This is a genomic window from Streptomyces sp. NPDC020780 (assembly GCF_044334475.1).
Classification (GTDB): domain Bacteria; phylum Actinomycetota; class Actinomycetes; order Streptomycetales; family Streptomycetaceae; genus Streptomyces.
Genome location: NZ_JBIRTB010000010.1, coordinates 46,938 through 66,124, shown reverse-complemented (window position 1 = coordinate 66,124; position 19,187 = coordinate 46,938). Strand labels below are relative to the sequence as shown.

The window sequence follows — 19,187 nt, the reverse complement described above, 5'->3', positions numbered from 1 at the left end:
CCGGATCTCTGGAGGGGACAGCATGAGCGGGAGCAGCCCGGCCGCGCGGTTGCAGGGGCTCTTCGAAGGGCGCCGGCTCACGCCCACCCAGCGGCGGATCGCGCACTCCATGGTGCGGCGGGCCGCCGACGCCCCGTTCCTGTCCAGCGTGGAGCTCGCCGAGCTGGCCGGGGTGAGCCAGCCCTCGGTCACCCGGTTCGCCGTGGCACTCGGCTTCGACGGGTATCCGGCTCTCCGCAGGCACCTGCGGGAGGTCGCACCGGACGGGGCGGCGAACGGCGTGGGCGCGGACGAGGGCGGGGGCGAGGGCCTCAACGAGTACCAGCAGGCCGTGCGGGCCGAGATCGAGAACCTGCGGCACCTGGCCGACCTGCTGGCCGACCCGGCGCCGGTGGAACGGGCGGGACGGCTGCTCGCCGCATCGCGGCCCCTGCTCGTGCTGGGGCTGCGGGCCGCGTCCTCGCAGGCACGGGGCTTCGGGTACTTCGCCGCCAAGGTGCATCCGGACGTACGGGTGCTCGACGAGGGCGGCAGCATGGTCCACGACCGGATCGACGCGGCCCGCCGCGCCGGAGCGAGTGTGCTGCTGTGCTTCGCGCTGCCGCGCCATCCCCGCGAGGTCGTGGACGCCCTGGCCTACGCACGCGAGCAGGGGCTGACGGTCGTGACCGTGGCCGACTCGGCGTTCGCCCCCGTGGCCGCTTACAGCGACCTGCTGATTCCGGCCGCTGTGGGGACCGGGCTCGCCTTCGACACCGCGTGCGCGCCGATGCTGCTGGGGCGGGTGCTGCTGGAAGCCATGTGCGACGGGCTGCCCGAGGCGCAGGCCCGGCTGGAGGAGTTCGACGCGAAAGCGGTCGCGAGGGGTCTGTTCGTCGAGTAGGGAACCGGCTGAGCGCCCGTCCCGGTCAGCCGGACGGATCGTCCGCCGATTCTCAGACACCACTCATCCGGACCCATTAATCTCCGCGCCCAGAAGGTCCACAGGGAGCTGCGGAAGGGGTATGGACGTGGGGCGCGGAGCGCAGTCGTTGGCGAGGGTGGCCGTGATCGTGAGGGCCGGGGCCGCGCCGCTGTGGTGGCCCGGTCTGCTGGCGGCGGCGGTCGGCGCGTTCGTCCCGGGGCTGACCGGCCGGCGCGTCGGGCTGCTGGCCGGCGCGGCGCTGTTCCTGGTCACCGCGGCCGCGGTGAGCACCGTGCGGACGGGGCGGTACGCGGAGCTCGCCCGGGCGGCCACGCGAGCGGGGCGCGGTGACTTCCTGCAGGACCGCGCCGTGACCGTGCGTACCTGGCGCCGGCGGAACCGGTGGTGGTTGCCGGCCGCCTTCCTGCTGGCCGTGTGCAGCGCCTGGGTGCTGCCGGGCGCCGGGGGGCTCCTGCTCGCCGGGGCCGGTGCCGGGCTCTGGGTGAAGGCCGTACGGCTGGGGCAGCGGGAGCGCCGCGACGACGTCCTGTACTGGGTGCGGACCGACCGGGTCGAGCGGGGCCGGCCCGCCGGCCGGCAGGTGGAGGCGTACCGGACGACCGGACCGATGGCGGGCGACGCCGCGCCCGGTGGGGCACGGCGTCGCCGGTGAGCGTGGCGGGGAGGGGCCGGCGGCGGGGGAGCGCCCAGGGCCGGGCAGCCCCCGGGCCGGCCTCCTGCCGGCGGCCTGCTCGGCGTCCGGCCCGCCGCCTGACCCTCCGGTCCCCGGCAGGGAGCCGGCGTCCGCCGGGTCAGACCTCCAGCTCCGCCTCGATCTTCCTCAGCTGGTGACGGGCCATCGCGAGGTTGGCGCGGCCGGAGTCCAGTACGAGGTAGAGGAACAGGCCGTTGCTGCCGCGGGTCTTGAGCAGCCGGATCAGGTGGTACTGCGCGCCGAGCGTGATGAGGATGTCCTCGATCTCGTCCTTGATGCCCAGGTGTTCCATGGTGCGGAGCTTGGCGCGTACGACGTCGGTGTTGCCCGCCGCCGCGACCTCCAGGTTGAACTCCTTGCCACCGCCGAGGGTGCCCAGAGCCATGCCGCTCGTGTAGTCGACGAGTGCGACGCCGAGGGTGCCCTCGATCGACGTCATCGCTTCCTTCAGTGACGCTTCGGTGTTGGCCATGAGTGCTCTTTTCCTTTCCCTGGCCGGCCCAGGTGGCCGGTCCGTCTTCCGGTGGGTGGTGCGGTGCTGTGTCACGAGGGGTCCGGCGTGGTGCGGCGCGGGAGGGTCCGGGACTGCGGGGTCCCTGCGGGAGGCGCCGGACGGTCGGCGCGTTCGAGCGCGGCGTCCACCACCTCGCCGATGCGCGCACCGGACCTGCGGCCCTCCAGGTGCAGCCGGCCGACGTTGATGCGGTCCTCGGCCAGCAGGGTCAGTACGGCGGAGGAGCCCGCCGCGTACGTCGCGATGTAGCCGCTCCCGCCGCGGATCAGGAGTTCGCGGAATCCGCCGCGGCCGGTGGCGTCGGTCATCCGGATCGCTACGCCGAGCGCGGCGGCGGTCAGCGCGGCGACGCCCTCCGCCTCGATGCCCGGGGTGTCCTGGGCCACCACCAGACCGTCCGTACTGGCGGCGAGGGCTCCCGCCAGGAGCGGTACCCGGGCCCGTAACCGCTGGAGCTCGTCCAGGACTTCCTGCGCTTCGGCCTCGGGCACCATCAGCTGTCTCCTCCCGGCACGCTGTCTGAGCGCGCGTATCACAGGGCCTCCAATGCGTCTCTGAGCCGGCGCAACAGGGCGACGTCGGGGTCGGCCGTGACCTCGGGCAGCGCGATCCGGCCGGGCGCGGAGGCGGGCCCGGCCGCGGCCGGGCGGACCGTTTCGACCAGTCCGGCGGCTGCCAGCCGCCGCAGGTCGACCAGGATGTGGAAGGCCGAACGGCCCAGCTCCTGTGCGAGGTCCGTGGCCGTCCGCACACCGTCGACCAGGTCGAGGACGCGGCGCTGGCGCGGCGGGACCGGCGCGTCGAGCGGGTGCGCCGCGCGGACGAGCGGGGCGCTGTCGGTGAGCGGGTCCGGCCAGATCCGGTCCAGCAGCTCCCGGCGCCGGAGCGTCTCGCGCTGCACGGCGTCCACGGGGACGGGGCGGACGGGGCCGATCCAGTGGGAGACCCCGTAACGGAACCGGGCCGGCGTGTGTGTCGGGGCCAGCGCGAAGAACGCCGCGTCGTACAGCGCTCCCAGGTGGCACAGCTCCAGCGCGCCGCCCGGCACCCTGCCGCTGTCCACGAGGTAGCGGCCGACCCGCTGACCGGCACCGGCCTGGGCGACGGCGTCCCACCAGCCTTCGCTGCGCAGGGCGCCGCCGGCGGTGAGCAGGACGTCGATGCCCGGGGTGGCGGGGCTCTCGGCGTGGACGACCTGGCCGTCGGCGAGGTAGAGCGTGCCTCGGTCACGCATGAGCGCGCCGGTGGCGCGCTCAGCCGCGAGCCGCTGGAGCATGGGCGAGAGGACGGAGTGCCCGGGTATGCCGGACGGGGCGGTGGCGGCCGGGCTCATGCCAGGACCAGCCGCTCCGCGATGTCACCGAGCCGCATGCGCGCGAGGGCGAGGTTGCCCTCGGCGCGGTCCAGCCAGAGGTGGAGGAAGACGCTGCTGTCGAAGGACGTCTCGACGAAACGGAGGATGTGGTAGCCGGGTGCGGTGGTGACGATGACGTCCTCCACGGCGAGGCCGGGTAACCCGGGGGGAAGGGGCGGGATCGCCCCGGGGGTGCGGGTCTCCGGACCCGCCGCCGGATCGCCTGCGAAGACCGGCTGTTCGGCCGCCATCCGTGCCACTTCGGCGGTCTCCGCTGCCGTCGCCTCATGGTCGCCGTTGGGCGATTCACCGATGGTGCCGAGGGCGAGACCGCTCGTCCAGTCGACCACCGCGGCGCCCCGGGCACCGGGCAGCCTCATGACCTCGAGCAGGCACTCGTCGATTCCGGGCACCGCGGACTCCCCTCCCGACGTGGCGTACGGCTGTAGTGCAGAGGCTACGCAACGTGCTCACGGCGGGTGGGAGTTCTGGCATTTTCCTTTGGTACATGCGAGCGGTCGTGTAAAGGGCGCAGGTGGGTGTCCGGCGACGGGCCGGGATCGCGGCAGTCCGGAAGCCTGGCAGCTCGACGGCCGGCCGCCCCGGCAGGCCAGCAGCTCGACGGCCGACCGCCCGGAAGCCCGGAGGCCCGACAGCCCGGCAGCCGGCCCTGGGGTGTGCGGGGCCGGACCTCCGCCCGGGGTGCGGCCGCGGGCCCGCCCGGTCGGCGAAGGCACCCCACCTGTTGACTAGGAGTATTCAGGACGCCAGGATGTGAATACAACTTTCACAGTGCTCGGTCTTCAGTCATGACGGTCGCAGTCGCGAGGAGGCATTCCCCATGTCAGGACCCCGCCCCGTACGGGCACCGCGCGGTACGGAACTGAGCGCCCTGGGATGGCAGCAGGAAGCCGCCCTCCGCATGCTGCAGAACAACCTCGACCCCGAGGTCGCCGAGCACCCCGACAAGCTCGTCGTCTACGGCGGCACCGGCAAGGCGGCCCGCGACTGGCGGTCGTTCGACGCGATGGTCCGTACGCTGCGGACGCTCAAGCAGGACGAGACGATGCTCGTCCAGTCCGGGCGGCCGGTCGGGGTCATGCAGACGCACGAGTGGGCGCCCCGGGTACTGATCGCCAACTCCAACCTGGTCGGCGACTGGGCCAACTGGGAGGAGTTCCGCCGGCTGGAGGCCCTCGGGCTCACCATGTACGGCCAGATGACCGCCGGCTCCTGGATCTACATCGGGACGCAGGGCATCCTCCAGGGCACGTACGAGACGTTCGCCGCCGTCGCCGCCAAGCGGTTCGGCGGAACGCTGGCGGGCACCATCACGCTGACCGCGGGCCTCGGCGGCATGGGCGGGGCCCAGCCGCTGGCCGTGACGATGAACGACGGGGTCGCCCTCTGCGTCGACTGCGACCCCCGTGCCATCGAACGGCGGATCGAGCACCGCTTCCTGGACGTACGGGCCGACTCGCTGGAACACGCCCTCCAACTGGCGGTAGAGGCACGGGACGCGCGGCGGCCGCTCTCCATCGGCCTGCTGGGCAACGCGGCGGAACTGCTGCCCCGGATGCTCGCCGAGGGCGCGCCCGTCGACATCGTCACCGACCAGACCAGCGCCCACGACCCGCTCGCCTACCTGCCGGTCGGCGTCGACTTCGACGACATGGCGGCGTACGCGGCCGAGAAGCCCGCCGACTTCACGCGGCGCGCCCGCGAATCGATGGCCGCGCACGTCGAGGCCATGGTCGGCTTCATGGACGCCGGGGCGGAGGTCTTCGACTACGGCAACTCGATCCGGGGCGAGGCCCAGCTCGCCGGTTACGCAAGGGCGTTCGACTTCCCGGGCTTCGTGCCCGCCTACATCCGGCCGCTCTTCTGCGAGGGCAAGGGGCCCTTCCGCTGGGCCGCGCTGTCGGGTGAGGCCTCGGACATCCACAAGACCGACAGGGCGATGCTCGAACTCTTCCCCGAGAACGAGTCGCTGCACCGCTGGATCAGGATGGCCGGTGAGCGGGTCCACTTCCAGGGGCTGCCCGCCCGGATCTGCTGGCTCGGGTACGGGGAGCGCGACAGGGCAGGTGAGCGGTTCAACGACATGGTGGCGAGCGGTGAACTCGCCGCACCGCTGGCCATCGGGCGCGACCACCTGGACTGCGGGTCCGTCGCCTCGCCGTACCGCGAGACCGAGGCCATGCTCGACGGCTCGGACGCCATCGCGGACTGGCCGCTGCTGAACGCCATGGTCAACGTGGCGTCGGGGGCGTCCTGGGTGTCCCTGCACCACGGCGGCGGTGTGGGGATGGGGCGCTCCATCCACGCGGGGCAGGTCACCGTCGCCGACGGCACGAAGCTGGCCGGCGAGAAGATCCGGCGGGTCCTCACGAACGACCCGGGCATGGGCGTCATCCGGCATGTCGACGCGGGGTACGACATCGCCGGGTCCATCGCCTCGGACAAGGGCGTACGGGTTCCCATGGCGGAGGGTGACAGCCGGTGACCGGCACCGTCGGCGGCCGGCCGCACGGCACGGAGCCCTGCCGGGGGACCGCGGCGGAGACGGCCGACGGGGCGCCCGGCGCCGGGCCCGGACCGTACGAGACGGCGGAGCCCTCCCGCCCGCGCTCCGAACCGCAGTCGTTCGACTCGATGTGGCGCTCACTCGCGCCCATCGGGCGCCACGCCGACAGCGGCGGCTACCGGCGGTACGCCTGGACCGGGGCCGACCTGGACTGCCGTGCGTGGTTCCGTGCCCAGGCGGAGTCCCGGGGCCTCGTCCTGGAGACCGACCGCAACGGCAACCAGTGGGCCTGGTCCGGCGACCCGCTGGCCGGGGACGCCGTCGTCACCGGCTCGCACCTGGACTCCGTACCGGACGGCGGAGCCTTCGACGGACCTCTCGGTGTGGTCTCCTCCTTCGCCGCCTTCGACGAACTCCGCCGCAGGGGAGTGGAGTTCGTGAAGCCCTTCGCCATCACCAACTTCGGTGACGAGGAAGGGGCCCGCTTCGGGCTCGCCTGCGTCGGCTCCCGGCTCTCCGCCGGACAGCTGACTCCCGCGAAGGCACACCTGCTCCGGGACGGGGACGGCGTCCCGCTGCCCCGGGCCATGGAGGCGGCCGGACACGACCCGGACGCCATCGGCCCCGACCCCGAACGGCTCGCCCGCATCGGCGCCTTCGTCGAACTCCACGTGGAGCAGGGGCGGGCCCTGGACCTCGACGGGCACCCGATCGGCGTCGCCTCGGCCATCTGGCCGCACGGCCGCTGGAGGTTCGACTTCCGGGGGGAGGCCAACCACGCGGGGACCACCCGCCTCGCCGACCGCCGCGACCCGATGCTCACGTACGCCGAGACCGTGCTCGCGGCCCGGCGCGAGGCGGAACTCGCCGGGGGTCTGGCGACCTTCGGGAAGATCGCTGTCGAGCCCAACGGGGTCAACGCCATCCCCTCCCTCGTACGGGGCTGGCTCGACTCGCGCGCCGCCGACCAGGCCACCCTCGACGCCGTCGTCGGAGGGATCGAGCGGGTCGCCCGGGAACACGCGGAGCGGGCCGGGATCGACCTCGACGTCGTACGCGAGTCCTTCACGCCCGTCGTGGAGTTCCAGCACGCCCTGCGGGACGAGATCCGCCGGGTGCTGGGGAAGCGGGGTCCGGACGGCACGGGGCGCGACGTGCCCGTGCTGGGGACGGGGGCAGGACACGATGCGGGTATTTTGTCCGCTTCCGTGCCGACCGCCATGCTGTTCGTACGGAACCCGACCGGGATCTCGCACTCGCCGGCCGAACACGCCCGTGAGGACGACTGCGTGGCCGGGGTGATGGCACTCGCCGACGTACTGGAAGGTCTCGCGTGCAGCTGACAACCCGACCGACGGGCACGCCGGTCACCGCCACCTACTGGATGTCCCACGCCTGGCTCGGCACCCATGTCGAACCGGATGTCGCCCTGGACGTGGCCGGAGGCCGCATCGCCGGTGTGCGGACGGGCGCCCGGACGCCGCCGCCCGGCGCGACCGTCCTGCGCGGCCTGACCGTTCCCGGGCTGGCCAACACCCACTCGCACGCCTTCCACCGGGCTCTGCGCTCCACCGTCCAGGTCGGTTCGGGGACCTTCTGGACATGGCGTGACCTGATGTACCGGACCGCCTCCCGGCTCACCCCCGACTCGTACTTCGACCTGGCCCGTGCGACGTACGCCGAGATGGCGCTGGCCGGCATCACCTGCGTCGGTGAATTCCACTACCTCCACCACGCGCCGGGCGGCACCCCGTACGACAATCCGAACGCGATGGGGGAGGCGCTGATCGCGGCGGCGGCCGAAGCGGGCATCCGCATCACGCTGCTCGACACCGCCTATCTCGCCGCAGGCTTCGGCCGGAAGCCCGACCGGCACCAGCTCCGCTTCTCCGACACCACCGCCGAAGCCTGGGCCGAGCGCGCCTCCCTCCTCAAGGCCGACGGGCAGGCGCTGATCGGCGCTGCCATCCACTCCGTGCGCGCCGTCCCGGCCGGGGAGCTGGCCACCGTCACGCGATGGGCGCAGGAGCGTGACGCCCCGCTCCACGTGCACCTGTCCGAACAGACCGCGGAGAACGACGCCTGTCTCGCCGCGCACGGGCGCACCCCGACCCGGCTCCTCGCGGACCACGGGGTCCTCGGGCCGCACACCACAGGCATCCACAACACGCACCTCACGGCCGAGGACATCGAGCTGCTGGGCTCCTCCCGGACCGGCACCTGCATGTGCCCCACCACGGAACGCGACCTCGCCGACGGCATCGGCCCCGCCGCCGCCCTCCAGCGGGCGGGTTCCCCGCTGTCGCTGGGCAGCGACAGCCACGCGGTGATCGACCTCTTCGAGGAGGCCCGGGCGATGGAGCTCAACGAACGGCTCCGCACCCACGCCCGGGGCCACTGGACCGCGGCCGCCCTGCTCAGGGCGGCCTCCGCCGACGGTCACGCCGCTCTCGGACGCCCGGACGCGGGCACGCTCGAACCCGGGGCGCCGGCCGACCTCACGACCGTCGCACTGGACTCCGTCAGGACAGCGGGCCCGGTGCCCCGACTGGCAGCCGAAGCGGCCGTATTCGCCGCCTCCGCGGCGGATGTGCGGCACACCGTCGTAGGAGGCAGACACATCGTCCGGGACGGTCACCACACGCTGGTCGAGGACGTGCCCGGAGCGCTCGCGTCGGCCATCGCCGCCCTGCAGGCCTGACCGGCCCCGGAGGTCTCACCCACCGTGCGATCCTGACCCGCCGTGCGAGCCTTCCCCGCGCGCGTCCGACCCACCCCGCGAGCCTCACCGACCCCGCACGTCCGACCCGCCCCGCACGTCCGACCCGCCCCGCACGTCCGACCGACCCCCCAGGCCTCGCCCGCCCCGCGCGCCGTGCGATCCGCCCGGGGACTCGCCCCGCACCTCGGCCCATGGCCCACACCCACGACGAAAGCAGCGCCCGGATGACGACGACCGCGGTCACCGACATCGCCGTACTGGTCACCAACGACCCCTCCCTCGGCAACGGAACCCCCCTGGGCCTGATCCGCGACGCCGCCGTCGTCATCGAGGGCGACCGCATCGTCTGGACCGGTGAGTCCAGCAAAGCACCCGCCACTGACAACACCGTCGACGCGGGCGGCCGGGCCCTGATCCCCGGCTTCGTCGACTCGCACTCCCACCTGGTCTTCGCGGGAGACCGCACCGACGAGTTCAACGCGCGCATGTCCGGCCGCCCCTACTCCGCGGGCGGCATCCGCACGACCGTGGCCGCCACCCGCGCCGCCTCCGACGAGGAGCTCTCCGCCAACGTCGCCCGCTACCTCGCCGAGGCGCTCCGCCAGGGCACCACCACCCTGGAGACCAAGTCCGGCTACGGCCTCACCGTCGAGGACGAGGCACGCTCCCTGCGCGTCGCCGCCCGTCACACGGACGAGGTGACCTACCTCGGCGCCCACATCGTGTCCCCCGACTACGCCGACGACCCCGCCGGGTACGTCGACCTGGTGACCGGGCCGATGCTGGACGCCTGTGCCCCGCACGCCCGCTGGATCGACGTCTTCTGCGAGCGGGGCGCCTTCGACGGCGACCAGGCCCGCACGATCCTGACCGCCGGCCTGGCCCGGGGGCTGAGCCCACGCGTCCACGCCAACCAGCTCGGCCACGGCCCCGGGGTCCAGCTGGCCGTGGAGCTCGGCGCGGCCTCCGCCGACCACTGCACCCACCTCACGGACGCCGACGTCGACGCGCTCGGCCAGGGGGACACGGTCGCCACCCTGCTGCCCGGCGCGGAGTTCTCCACCCGCGCCGACTGGCCCGACGCCCGGCGCCTGCTGGACGCGGGCGCCACGGTCGCCCTGTCCACCGACTGCAATCCCGGCTCCTCCTTCACCTCCTCCATGCCGTTCTGCGTGGCCCTCGCGGTACGGGACATGGGGATGACCCCGGACGAGGCCCTCTGGTCGGCCACCGCCGGGGGCGCCGCCGCACTGCGCCGTACCGACGTCGGCCGCATCGCGCCGGGTGCCCGCGCCGACCTCGTCCTCCTCGACGCGCCGAGTCACGTCCACCTCGCCTACCGGCCGGGAGTCCCGCTGGTCCACTCCGTGTGGCGGCGCGGCGAGCGGGTCGCGGGGGCCCGGTAGCGGCGGATCGCGGTGCACGGCGGGGGGCGTGTCGTGCGCGTCGTGCGCGGCCCGGGTGGCGGCGGGCCCCCTTTCCTGGCAGGCGGTCAGACATGCGGAAGGACCCGCCCGTTGCCGGGTCGGGTCCTTCCGCGACGACGCGCCTGCGCGTCCGTGGGCGGGTCACTCCTCGACGGTCAGGCCCTTCCTGAGCTTGACGAGCGTCCGGGAGAGCAGCCGGGACACGTGCATCTGCGAGATGCCCAGCTCCTCGCCGATCTCCGACTGCGTCATGTTGTCCACGAACCGCAGCGAGAGGATCGTGCGGTCGCGGAGCGGCAGTGAGGCGATGAGCGGCTTGAGGGACTCGATGTACTCGATGCCTTCGATGCCGTGGTCCTCGTAGCCCATACGGTCCGCGAGCGCGCCCTCGTTGTCGTCGTCCTCCGACGTGGCGTCCAGCGAGCTCGCGGTGTACGCGTTGCTCGCCGCCATGCCCTCCACGACCTCGTCGTTGCTGATGCCGAGGCGCTCGGCCAGCTCTCCCACGGTGGGCGTGCGGTCCAGCCGCTGCGCCAGCTCGTCGCCCGCCTTTGCGAGGTCGAGCCGCAACTCCTGGAGCCGGCGCGGGACGCGCACGGACCAGCTGGTGTCCCGGAAGAACCGCTTGATCTCACCGATGACGGTGGGCATCGCGAACGTCGGGAACTCCACGCCCCGGCTGAGCTCGAAGCGGTCGATCGCCTTGATCAGGCCGATGGTGCCGACCTGGACGATGTCCTCCATCGGCTCGCTGCGGGTGCGGAACCGGGAGGCGGCGAACTTGACCAGGGCGAGGTTGAGTTCGACCAGGGTGTTACGGACGTACGCGTACTCGTGGGTGCCTTCCTCGAGCACTTCGAGCCGCGCGAAGAGCGTCTTCGACAACGCCCTTGCGTCGAGGGCGCCGACCTCGGCGTAGGGCGGGATCTCCGGGAGATCGCCGAGGCCCTGGCACGGAAGGCCGACGGGTGTGGTGTCACCGGCGGCGGGGCCGGTGCTGTGGCCGGTGCGCGGGCCGGGTACGGCGCGCGCACCGGGAAAGTCTGAATCGGTCGGTCCCTGAGGACATGCCGACGTCGCGATGCGGGTACGCGATACGTCGAGCCGGGGTGACATGGGTCTCCTCCATCGTTCTCGGCATATGGCTGCCGATGCCCCTACGTGTTCCTGCGGTGAAGCGGCGCCTCCGAAGCCGATCGAGCGTCCAGGTGATGTGGTGCCCTCTACCCTTACCCGGTTCCAGCCACGAGTTACAAGCGCCAATTAGTCATATATGTCCGGTTTGTTGAGTTCTTCGACTACCGTGTGGTGAGGGAAACGCGTAATGTTTCACGGACGTCGGCGTAAGCCGCGGAGACAGCCGCGGCAAAACGGCGCGGACAGTGTCGGACGGCGAAGAGGGACGGGCATGGACCGCGGGACGGTCGGCAGTGCGAACCGGGGTCGGCTACAGGTCGAGGTCCGGACCGAAGGGCTGAGCGAAGTCGTGACGCCGGTGGGTGAGCTCGATCACCACACCGCGGATCTGCTGCGCGAACCGCTGGAGAGCGCGGTCGGGCAAGGGCGGGTGCGTCTGGTGGTCGACTGCTCACGCCTCGAATTCTGTGATTCCACCGGCCTCAACGTCCTGCTCGGTGCCCGCCTCCAGGCCGAGGCGGCCGGGGGAGCGGTTCACCTGGCGGGAATGCAGCCCATGGTGGCCCGCGTCTTCGAGATCACGGGTGCGGAGGCGGTCTTCACCGTCCACGCCTCCCTCGAAGACGCCCTGAGTTCCTGACGGCGGTGTCTCATGCGCTGCTCCGGTGCCCGCCGCCTTCCGGCCGGCCCGCGTCATGCTTTCGGCGTAGCCGAAGGGGGTGTCGTCCCCAGGCGATCGGGCAGGAGACACCCCGGTGGCGCCTTCAACGGCCTCCACACTCTGTAACTGACCAGTATCTGTTCGATGGCAACACGGTGAATCGGTGAGGTGAAGCGCTGATGAGCACCACCCGGCAGCATCCGCCGGGCGGCCTCGGCCGCGAGCCGGACGGTACGGGCGCCGCCCCTGCCGCGCCGGCCGACCGGCAGTGGCGCTCCCTCTCGCTGCGGGAGGCGACGGGCATCGTGCCGATGGCCCGTGACTTCGCCCGGCAGGCCCTGCACGACTGGGGCTGGCTCCCCGCGTCCGGGGCCGACCGCAGAGCGGCCGCCGAGGACGTACTGCTGGTCGTCTCCGAGCTCGTGACCAACGCCTGCCTGCATGCCGACGGTCCCGAGGAGCTCCGTCTCGCCTGCTCGCCCAAGGCGCTCCGGGTCGAGGTCGTCGACCGCGGCACGGGGCAGCCCGCCCCCCGTACCCCGCACCGCGCGGGACGGCCCGGGGGGCACGGCATGTTCATCGTGCAGCGGCTCTGCCTGGACTGGGGCGTCTCCCGTACGCCGGACATGCCGGGCAAGACCGTCTGGGCGGAGCTTGCGGCGCCCGAGTAACCCCGCTCCACCCTCGGCGCGCCGGAACGCCCGGCGCGCTTTTTCGCGTGCCCGCTCCGGGCGGCCCGCCCCGTACGGCTCCCGCCGGATACGGCCAGGGGCCGCCGCACCGGATCGGTACGACGGCCCCTGGCCGCGTGAGGGCCCGCGAAGGGCTCCGCGTCAGCGGACGTTGCCCATGAGCGTCTTGACCTTCCCGCGGTACATGAAGATCGCGACACCCGCGAGGACCGCCAGGGTGGCCTGGAGCGCCACCACCCCGGTGCCGTTGAGTTCGACACCCGCGATGGACAGCAGACCCGTGGTGCAGTCGCCCGCGGTGACCGCGAGGAACCAGACACCCATCATCTGGCTCGCGTACTTGGCCGGAGCCATCTTCGTGGTGACCGAGAGGCCTACGGGGGACAGGGTCAGCTCGGCCACGGTCTGCACGAAGTAGATCGCCACCAGCCACATCGCGGCGGCCTTGTGGCCGTCGCCGGCGATGGTCAGCGGCAGCAGGAAGAGGAAGAACGACGCGCCGACCAGCACCAGACCGGAGCTGAACTTCACGATCGTGCTCGGTTCCTTGCCCCGCCGGTTCAGCGCCATCCAGAAGGCGGCGAAGACCGGGGCCAGCGCCATGATCAGCACCGGGTTGACCGACTGGTACCAGGAGACCGGGAAGTCCCAGCCGAGCACCGAGTTCTCCGCCGAGGAGTCGGCGAAGATCGCCAGCGTCGATCCGCCCTGGTCGTAGATCATCCAGAAGATGGCGGCGGCCACGAAGAACCAGATGTAGCCGGACATCTTGGCCTGCTCGGTGTCGCTGAGTGCCTTGTCGCGCTTGATGCGCGTCAGGACCATCACCGGGATGACCAGGCCGGCCACGGTGATCGGGACCAGCAGCCAGTTCAGCGTGTAGACGCCGGTGACGACCGTGCCGATGTAGAAGACCGCGGCGACGCCCATCCAGATCATGGCCTTGCGCAGCGTGGACGCGCGCTCGTCCGCGGACAGCGGCTTCGGCACGACGAGACTGCGCGGGTTCAGATGGCGGGTACCGATCAGGAACTGGGCGACGCCCAGACCCATGCCGAGTGCGGCCAGGGCGAAGCCCAGGTGCCAGTTGACGTTCTCACCGACGGTGCCGATGACCAGCGGTGCGGCGAAGGCACCCATGTTGATGCCCATGTAGAAGATCGTGAAGCCACCGTCACGGCGCGGGTCGTCCGGGCCGTCGTAGAGGTGGCCGACCATCGTGGAGATGTTGGACTTCAGCAGACCGGAGCCGATCGCCACCAGGCCGAGGCCGGCGAAGAAGGTGCCCTGGGTGGGCAGCGCCAGCGTCAGGTGGCCGAGCATGATGACGCCGCCCGCGATGGCGACGGTCTTGCGGGGGCCCCAGACACGGTCGCCGAACCAGCCGCCGGGCATGGCGAGCAGGTACACCAGCGACAGGTAGACCGAGTAGATCGCCGTGGCCGTGGCGGGATTCATGTGAAGCCCGTTGGGAGCGATCAGGTAGAGCGGGAGAAGCGCGCGCATGCCGTAGTAGCTGAAGCGCTCCCACATCTCCGTCATGAAGAGAGTGGCCAGGCCGCGGGGGTGGCCGAAGAAGGTCTTCCCGGCACCGGTAGTACTGGCCGGGTCCTTCGTCAGGCTGGACGCCATGGTCGATCCTTGCTGGTCGGGACGCGTCGCCTCGAGAGCGGTACGCGCCCGGTGGGGGGTAGCCGGCACCGGGACGGCCGCGCCCCACCCCCGACGCCTCGAGGGGATTCGATCCGGTCACCGGCTCCGGAGGGAGCGGGGGCGGACTCGGGGACCGGCCACACCGGGATCCACGCCCGGGGCGCGTCCTCGCGCTCCGGGCCCGGCCCATAGGTCATTCACTGGTCAGGGCCGGCGGGAACCGGCCCACACACAAAAGTGACCCTTGGCGCGAATAGCTGCCCAAAGGTCCTCAGGTGGTGCAACAGGCGTCGAGCCACCATACGACACGACACACGGGCATATGGAAGGACTTGAGACGCGGATCACAGGTTTCGATGGAACCGAAGCCCCTATTCAAAGGCGCATGACCGTTTCGTGTCCTTGGACCGCAGGCCTTGACGAGTGCCTCACTTCGAGGCCCCGGTGCGGACTACCATCACCCCATGACCCGTGTACTGCTCGCCGAGGACGACGCGTCCATCTCGGAGCCACTGGCCCGCGCCCTGCGCCGTGAGGGTTACGAGGTCGAGGTCCGCGAGGACGGTCCGACCGCGCTCGACGCCGGACTCCAGGGGGGCGTGGACCTGGTGGTGCTGGACCTGGGGCTGCCCGGGATGGACGGCCTGGAGGTCGCCAGACGGCTGCGGGCCGACGGCCACGCCGTGCCGATCCTGGTGCTGACCGCCCGGGCCGACGAGGTCGACACCGTGGTCGGCCTCGACGCCGGAGCCGACGACTACGTCACGAAGCCCTTCCGCCTCGCCGAGCTGCTCGCCCGGGTCCGGGCCCTGCTGCGCCGCGGCGCCGCGGAGACCGCGCCGCAGCCCGCCACGCACGGCGTCAGGATCGACGTCGAGTCGCACCGCGCCTGGATGGGCGAGGAGGAACTCCAGCTCACCGCCAAGGAGTTCGACCTGCTCCGGGTCCTCGTCCGCGACGCCGGCCGGGTCGTCACCCGCGACCAGCTGATGCGCGAGGTCTGGGACACCACCTGGTGGTCCTCCACGAAGACCCTCGACATGCACATCTCCTGGCTCCGCAAGAAGCTCGGTGACGACGCGGCCAACCCCCGTTACATCGCCACCGTGCGGGGCGTCGGCTTCCGGTTCGAGAAGAGCTGACGTACAGAGACAGTCATGCGCCGCCGACTGATCAACTCCACGCTCGCCGTGGTTCTCGTCGTGATCGCCGTCTTCGGCGTCTCCCTCGTCATCGTCGAGACCCGCACCATCAGCAACAGCGCGCAGGAGAGCGTCGACTCCGAGGCGCTGCGGCTGATCAGTGTCGTGGAGAGCCGCCTGCTCGGCGCGGAGCGGATCACTCCCGGCGTCCTGTCCGAACAGGTCGACCCGAGCCGGTACGCACGCGTCGAGATCCCCGGACGCGCCCCCATCGAGGTCGGCGAACGCCCCACGGACAGCGTCCTGCGCAGTACGGAGACGGGGGAGGAGGGGGAGAAGGTCACCGTCGAGGAATCCCGCTCGGCCGTGACCCGCGAGGTCGGCCGGACACTGCTGATCATCGGGGCGGTGGCGCTCCTCGCGATCGTCTCCGCCGTACTCCTGGCCGTACGCCAGGCCAACCGGCTGACCTCGCCGCTCACCGACCTCGCCGAGACCGCCGAGCGTCTCGGCTCCGGCGACCCGCGCCCCCGGCACAAGCGGTACGGCGTGGCGGAGCTGGACCGGGTGGCCGATGTCCTGGACGCCTCCGCCGAGCGGATCGCCCGGATGCTCACCGCCGAGCGGCGTCTCGCCGCCGACGCCTCGCACCAGCTCCGTACCCCGCTGACCGCACTGTCGATGAGGATCGAGGAGATCTCCGTCACCGACGACCCGGAGACGGTGAAGGAGGAGGCGAACATCGCCCTCACCCAGGTGGAGCGGCTCACGGACGTCGTGGAGCGGCTGCTGACCAACTCCCGCGACCCGCGCACCGGCTCCGCCGTCTTCTTCGACCTCGACGAGGTCGTCAAGCAGCAGATCGAGGAGTGGCGCCCCGCCTACCGCAGCGCGGGCCGCGCGGTCGTCTGCTCCGGCAAACACGGGCTGAGGGCCGTGGGCACCCCGGGTGCCGTCGCCCAGGTGCTCGCCGCGCTGATCGAGAACTCGCTGATGCACGGCGGGGGCACGGTCGCGCTGCGCACGCGGGTCACGGGGAACCAGGTCGTCATCGAGGTCACGGACGAGGGCCCCGGCGTACCGGCCGATCTCGGGGCGCGGATCTTCGAGCGGACCATCAGCGGCCGCAACTCCACCGGCATCGGGCTCGCGGTCGCCCGGGACCTCGCGGAGGCGGACGGCGGCCGGCTCGAACTGCTCCAGCAGCAGCCCCCCGTGTTCGCGCTCTTCCTCAGCCGGGTCGCACCGGCCCACGAGGAAGCCGAACGCCCGGTGCGCTGAGGGCCCGGGGCGGCCCCGTCAGCGGGGCACGGGGCCGCGCGCTACGTCGTCGGCGGGTCGTCGCTGTTCCAGAAATCGTTCCGCGTTCAGCACGGCCTCCTTGGCGGGAAGGGCCTTGAACACCCAGGTGCGGTAGGACCAGAAGCGGAACAGGGTCGCGAGGGAGATGCCGAGGATCTTGAAGACGTTGCTCTGGACGGGGCTGTTCCAGCCGAAGCCGTACGTCGCGATGTACAGCACACCCGTCTCGATCACCGCCCCGACGGCGCTGAACAGCAGGAACAGTGCCAGCTCGCGGGCCCGGCCGGTCTTGTCGCGTTCCCGGTAGGTCCAGTAGCGGAAGCCGACGTAGTTGAACAGGATGGCGACGATCGTCCCCATCAGCCCGGCCCGCACCACCGGAATGTCCGTCGTGCGCCAGATCAGGTTGGAGACGGCGATGTTCACGACCAGCCCGAAGGCGCCGACCGCGCCGAACTTGGCGACCTCCCGGGCCAGCAGATCAAGCCGGGTCCGCAGTGCGCCCCGTTCGCTCATGTGGTCGCTCAGCCCCGTCCGGTCGGTTTCGTCAACGCGGCCATGCTAACGGCCACCCCCGCGGTGAGGAGCGGGTTCCCCGCCGCGCGGGCTGCCCGCCCGGCGCCCGCAGGGCCCGTGGCAGCCACCGGCCCCGCGCGGCGCAGCGGTCCCCCGCCGCAACGGGAGGACCCCCCGCCGCAGGAGGGTCGAAGGACGTTCCGCACGCCGGATACCCTGGAGCCGTGACGTTCCCGGTAGTCGGTATGGTCGGCGGCGGTCAGCTCGCCCGTATGACCCACGAGGCGGGCATCCCCCTCGGGCTGAAGTTCAAGCTGCTCAGTGACACCCCTCAGGATTCGGCCGCCCAGGTGGTGAGCGAAGTCGTCGTCGGCGACTACCGCGACCTGGAGACGCTGCGCGCCTTCGCGCGCGGCTGCGACGTGATCACCTTCGATCACGAGCACGTGCCGACCGAGCACCTGCGCGCCCTGGAGGCGGACGGTATCCCCGTCCGCCCCGGGCCCGACGCCCTGGTGCACGCCCAGGACAAGGGGGTGATGCGCGCGAAGCTCACCGAGATCGGCGCGCCCTGCCCCCGCCACCGCCTCGTGAAGGACCCGGCCGACGCCGCGGCCTTCGCCGAGGAGACCGGTGGCTTCCCCGTCATACTGAAGACGGTCCGCGGCGGCTATGACGGCAAGGGCGTCTGGGTGGTCCGCTCCGAGGCGGACGCCGCCGAGCCCTTCCGGGCCGGTGTCCCCGTGCTCGCCGAGGAGAAGGTCGACTTCGTACGGGAGCTGGCGGCGAACATCGTCCGCTCGCCGCACGGCCAGGCCGTGGCTTACCCGGTCGTCGAGTCCGTCCAGGTCGACGGCGTCTGCGACACGGTCATCGCGCCGGCCCCCGAGCTGGACGAGCGGCTGGCCGGCGAGGCCCAGCAGCTCGCCCTGCGGATCGCCGCCGAGCTCGGTGTGGTCGGCCACCTCGCGGTCGAGCTGTTCGAGACCCGTAACGACGACGGGACCCCCGGCATTCTCGTCAACGAGCTGGCCATGCGCCCCCACAACTCCGGGCACTGGACCCAGGACGGCGCCGTCACCTCGCAGTTCGCCAACCACGTCCGGGCCGTCCTGGACCTGCCGCTGGGCGACCCGCGGCCCCGCGCCACCTGGACCGTCATGTGCAACGTCCTGGGCGGCGACTACCCGGACATGTACCAGGCCTACCTGCACTGCATGGCCCGCGACCCGCAGCTCAAGATCCACATGTACGGCAAGGACGTGAAGCCCGGCCGCAAGGTCGGCCATGTCAACACCTACGGCGACGACCTGGCGGACGTGCGGGAGCGCGCCCGGCACGCGGCCGACTACCTGCGAGGAACGATCACCGAATGACCTCTTCCGGTACCGCACCCAGCCCCGTCGTCGGCATCGTCATGGGCTCGGACTCCGACTGGCCCGTCATGGAGGCTGCGGCCAAGGTCCTCGACGAGTTCGAGATCCCCTACGAGGTCGACGTCGTCTCCGCACACCGCATGCCCCGCGAGATGATCGCGTACGGCGAGTCCGCCGCGGACCGTGGGCTCAAGGCGGTCATCGCCGGGGCGGGCGGGGCCGCGCACCTGCCGGGCATGCTGGCCTCGGTGACCCCGCTGCCCGTGATCGGCGTACCGGTGCCGCTGAAGTACCTCGACGGCATGGACAGCCTGCTCTCCATCGTGCAGATGCCCGCCGGAGTCCCCGTCGCCACCGTCTCGGTCGGCGGCGCGCGCAACGCCGGCCTGCTCGCCGCCCGCATCCTCGCCGCGCACGACACGGAGCTGCTGGCACGCATGAAGGACTTCCAGCAGGAGCTCAACGACCAGGCCACGGAGAAGGGCAAGCGACTGCGCGCCAAGGTCGAGGGCGCCGACTCCTTCGGCTTCGGGAAGTAGGGAAGC

At 72.0% G+C, this 19,187-nt stretch carries 19 protein-coding genes; 12 read left to right on the top strand and 7 right to left on the bottom strand.

All coding sequences use genetic code 11. The annotated features are described in order from the left end of the window. The first annotated feature begins 22 nt into the window (after positions 1–22). Positions 23–883, top strand: a complete 861-nt coding sequence (locus tag ACH4VO_RS20530) for a MurR/RpiR family transcriptional regulator (protein WP_360987314.1) — start codon at positions 23–25, stop codon at positions 881–883. 157 nt (positions 884–1,040) lie between these two features. Continuing rightward, positions 1,041–1,577, top strand: a complete 537-nt coding sequence (locus ACH4VO_RS20525; RefSeq protein ID WP_360987403.1) for a hypothetical protein — start codon at positions 1,041–1,043, stop codon at positions 1,575–1,577. Between the two features lie 139 nt (positions 1,578–1,716). Here ACH4VO_RS20525 and ACH4VO_RS20520 read toward each other — a convergent pair whose 3' ends face one another. The 4 genes from ACH4VO_RS20520 to ACH4VO_RS20505 form a co-directional block, all read right to left on the bottom strand. Next, positions 1,717–2,091, bottom strand: coding sequence for a hypothetical protein (locus ACH4VO_RS20520; protein WP_069174361.1), 375 nt, complete (start codon positions 2,089–2,091; stop codon positions 1,717–1,719). Positions 2,092–2,162: 71 nt separating this feature from the next. Then, on the bottom strand, positions 2,163–2,627 hold the full coding sequence (locus tag ACH4VO_RS20515; RefSeq protein WP_360987316.1) for a roadblock/LC7 domain-containing protein: 465 nt from the start codon (positions 2,625–2,627) through the stop codon (positions 2,163–2,165). Between the two features lie 38 nt (positions 2,628–2,665). Further along, positions 2,666–3,466: a helix-turn-helix domain-containing protein gene (locus tag ACH4VO_RS20510; RefSeq protein WP_360987318.1), complete on the bottom strand. Its 801-nt coding sequence runs from the start codon at positions 3,464–3,466 to the stop codon at positions 2,666–2,668. After that, positions 3,463–3,900: a hypothetical protein gene (locus ACH4VO_RS20505; protein ID WP_360987320.1), complete on the bottom strand. Its 438-nt coding sequence runs from the start codon at positions 3,898–3,900 to the stop codon at positions 3,463–3,465. Before ACH4VO_RS20505 ends, ACH4VO_RS20510 begins: the two co-directional genes overlap by 4 nt. 428 nt (positions 3,901–4,328) lie before the next feature. Between ACH4VO_RS20505 and hutU the strand changes: the two genes are divergently transcribed. From hutU to hutI, 4 genes are all read left to right on the top strand, one after another. Further along, positions 4,329–5,993 carry a urocanate hydratase gene (gene hutU / locus ACH4VO_RS20500; RefSeq protein ID WP_360987322.1) on the top strand — a complete coding sequence of 555 codons (1,665 nt, stop codon included), beginning with the start codon at positions 4,329–4,331 and terminating at the stop codon, positions 5,991–5,993. A gap of 149 nt (positions 5,994–6,142) precedes the next feature. After that, complete coding sequence (locus ACH4VO_RS20495) at positions 6,143–7,357, top strand: allantoate amidohydrolase (protein ID WP_360987405.1); 1,215 nt, start codon at positions 6,143–6,145, stop codon at positions 7,355–7,357. After that, entirely contained in the window at positions 7,348–8,715 is a 1,368-nt protein-coding gene (locus ACH4VO_RS20490) for a formimidoylglutamate deiminase (protein ID WP_360987324.1), read from the top strand. Before ACH4VO_RS20495 ends, ACH4VO_RS20490 begins: the two co-directional genes overlap by 10 nt. 245 nt (positions 8,716–8,960) lie before the next feature. After that, complete coding sequence (gene hutI / locus ACH4VO_RS20485; protein ID WP_360987407.1) at positions 8,961–10,142, top strand: imidazolonepropionase; 1,182 nt, start codon at positions 8,961–8,963, stop codon at positions 10,140–10,142. Between the two features lie 162 nt (positions 10,143–10,304). Here hutI and ACH4VO_RS20480 read toward each other — a convergent pair whose 3' ends face one another. Then, positions 10,305–11,279, bottom strand: a complete 975-nt coding sequence (locus ACH4VO_RS20480; RefSeq protein WP_360987326.1) for an RNA polymerase sigma factor SigF — start codon at positions 11,277–11,279, stop codon at positions 10,305–10,307. Positions 11,280–11,571: 292 nt separating this feature from the next. Here ACH4VO_RS20480 and ACH4VO_RS20475 point away from each other — a divergent pair, with 292 nt between their 5' ends. Then, positions 11,572–11,940 (top strand): STAS domain-containing protein, encoded by a 369-nt coding sequence (locus ACH4VO_RS20475; protein ID WP_360987328.1) that lies wholly within the window; start codon positions 11,572–11,574, stop codon positions 11,938–11,940. A gap of 200 nt (positions 11,941–12,140) precedes the next feature. After that, entirely contained in the window at positions 12,141–12,632 is a 492-nt protein-coding gene (locus ACH4VO_RS20470) for an ATP-binding protein (RefSeq protein ID WP_360987330.1), read from the top strand. 162 nt (positions 12,633–12,794) lie between these two features. Here the strand turns inward: ACH4VO_RS20470 and ACH4VO_RS20465 are convergent, their stop codons facing one another. Beyond that, a complete protein-coding gene (locus ACH4VO_RS20465) occupies positions 12,795–14,285 on the bottom strand; it encodes an oligopeptide:H+ symporter (RefSeq protein WP_360987332.1) in 1,491 nt (496 codons plus the stop codon). Between the two features lie 485 nt (positions 14,286–14,770). Here ACH4VO_RS20465 and ACH4VO_RS20460 point away from each other — a divergent pair, with 485 nt between their 5' ends. Together ACH4VO_RS20460 and ACH4VO_RS20455 are read left to right on the top strand one after the other, a co-directional pair. Further along, positions 14,771–15,448 (top strand): response regulator transcription factor, encoded by a 678-nt coding sequence (locus ACH4VO_RS20460; protein WP_360987334.1) that lies wholly within the window; start codon positions 14,771–14,773, stop codon positions 15,446–15,448. Positions 15,449–15,463: 15 nt separating this feature from the next. After that, entirely contained in the window at positions 15,464–16,729 is a 1,266-nt protein-coding gene (locus ACH4VO_RS20455) for an ATP-binding protein (protein WP_360987336.1), read from the top strand. An 18-nt stretch (positions 16,730–16,747) separates the two neighbouring features. On the opposite strand, the gene ACH4VO_RS20450 is transcribed toward ACH4VO_RS20455, so the two are convergent. Continuing rightward, positions 16,748–17,266: a GtrA family protein gene (locus ACH4VO_RS20450; protein WP_360987338.1), complete on the bottom strand. Its 519-nt coding sequence runs from the start codon at positions 17,264–17,266 to the stop codon at positions 16,748–16,750. Positions 17,267–17,490: 224 nt separating this feature from the next. Between ACH4VO_RS20450 and ACH4VO_RS20445 the strand changes: the two genes are divergently transcribed. Together ACH4VO_RS20445 and purE are read left to right on the top strand one after the other, a co-directional pair. Then, positions 17,491–18,642, top strand: coding sequence for a 5-(carboxyamino)imidazole ribonucleotide synthase (locus ACH4VO_RS20445; RefSeq protein WP_360987340.1), 1,152 nt, complete (start codon positions 17,491–17,493; stop codon positions 18,640–18,642). Then, a complete protein-coding gene (gene purE / locus ACH4VO_RS20440) occupies positions 18,639–19,181 on the top strand; it encodes a 5-(carboxyamino)imidazole ribonucleotide mutase (protein ID WP_360987342.1) in 543 nt (180 codons plus the stop codon). The genes ACH4VO_RS20445 and purE overlap by 4 nt, the downstream gene beginning before the upstream one ends. Positions 19,182–19,187 lie beyond the last annotated feature (6 nt).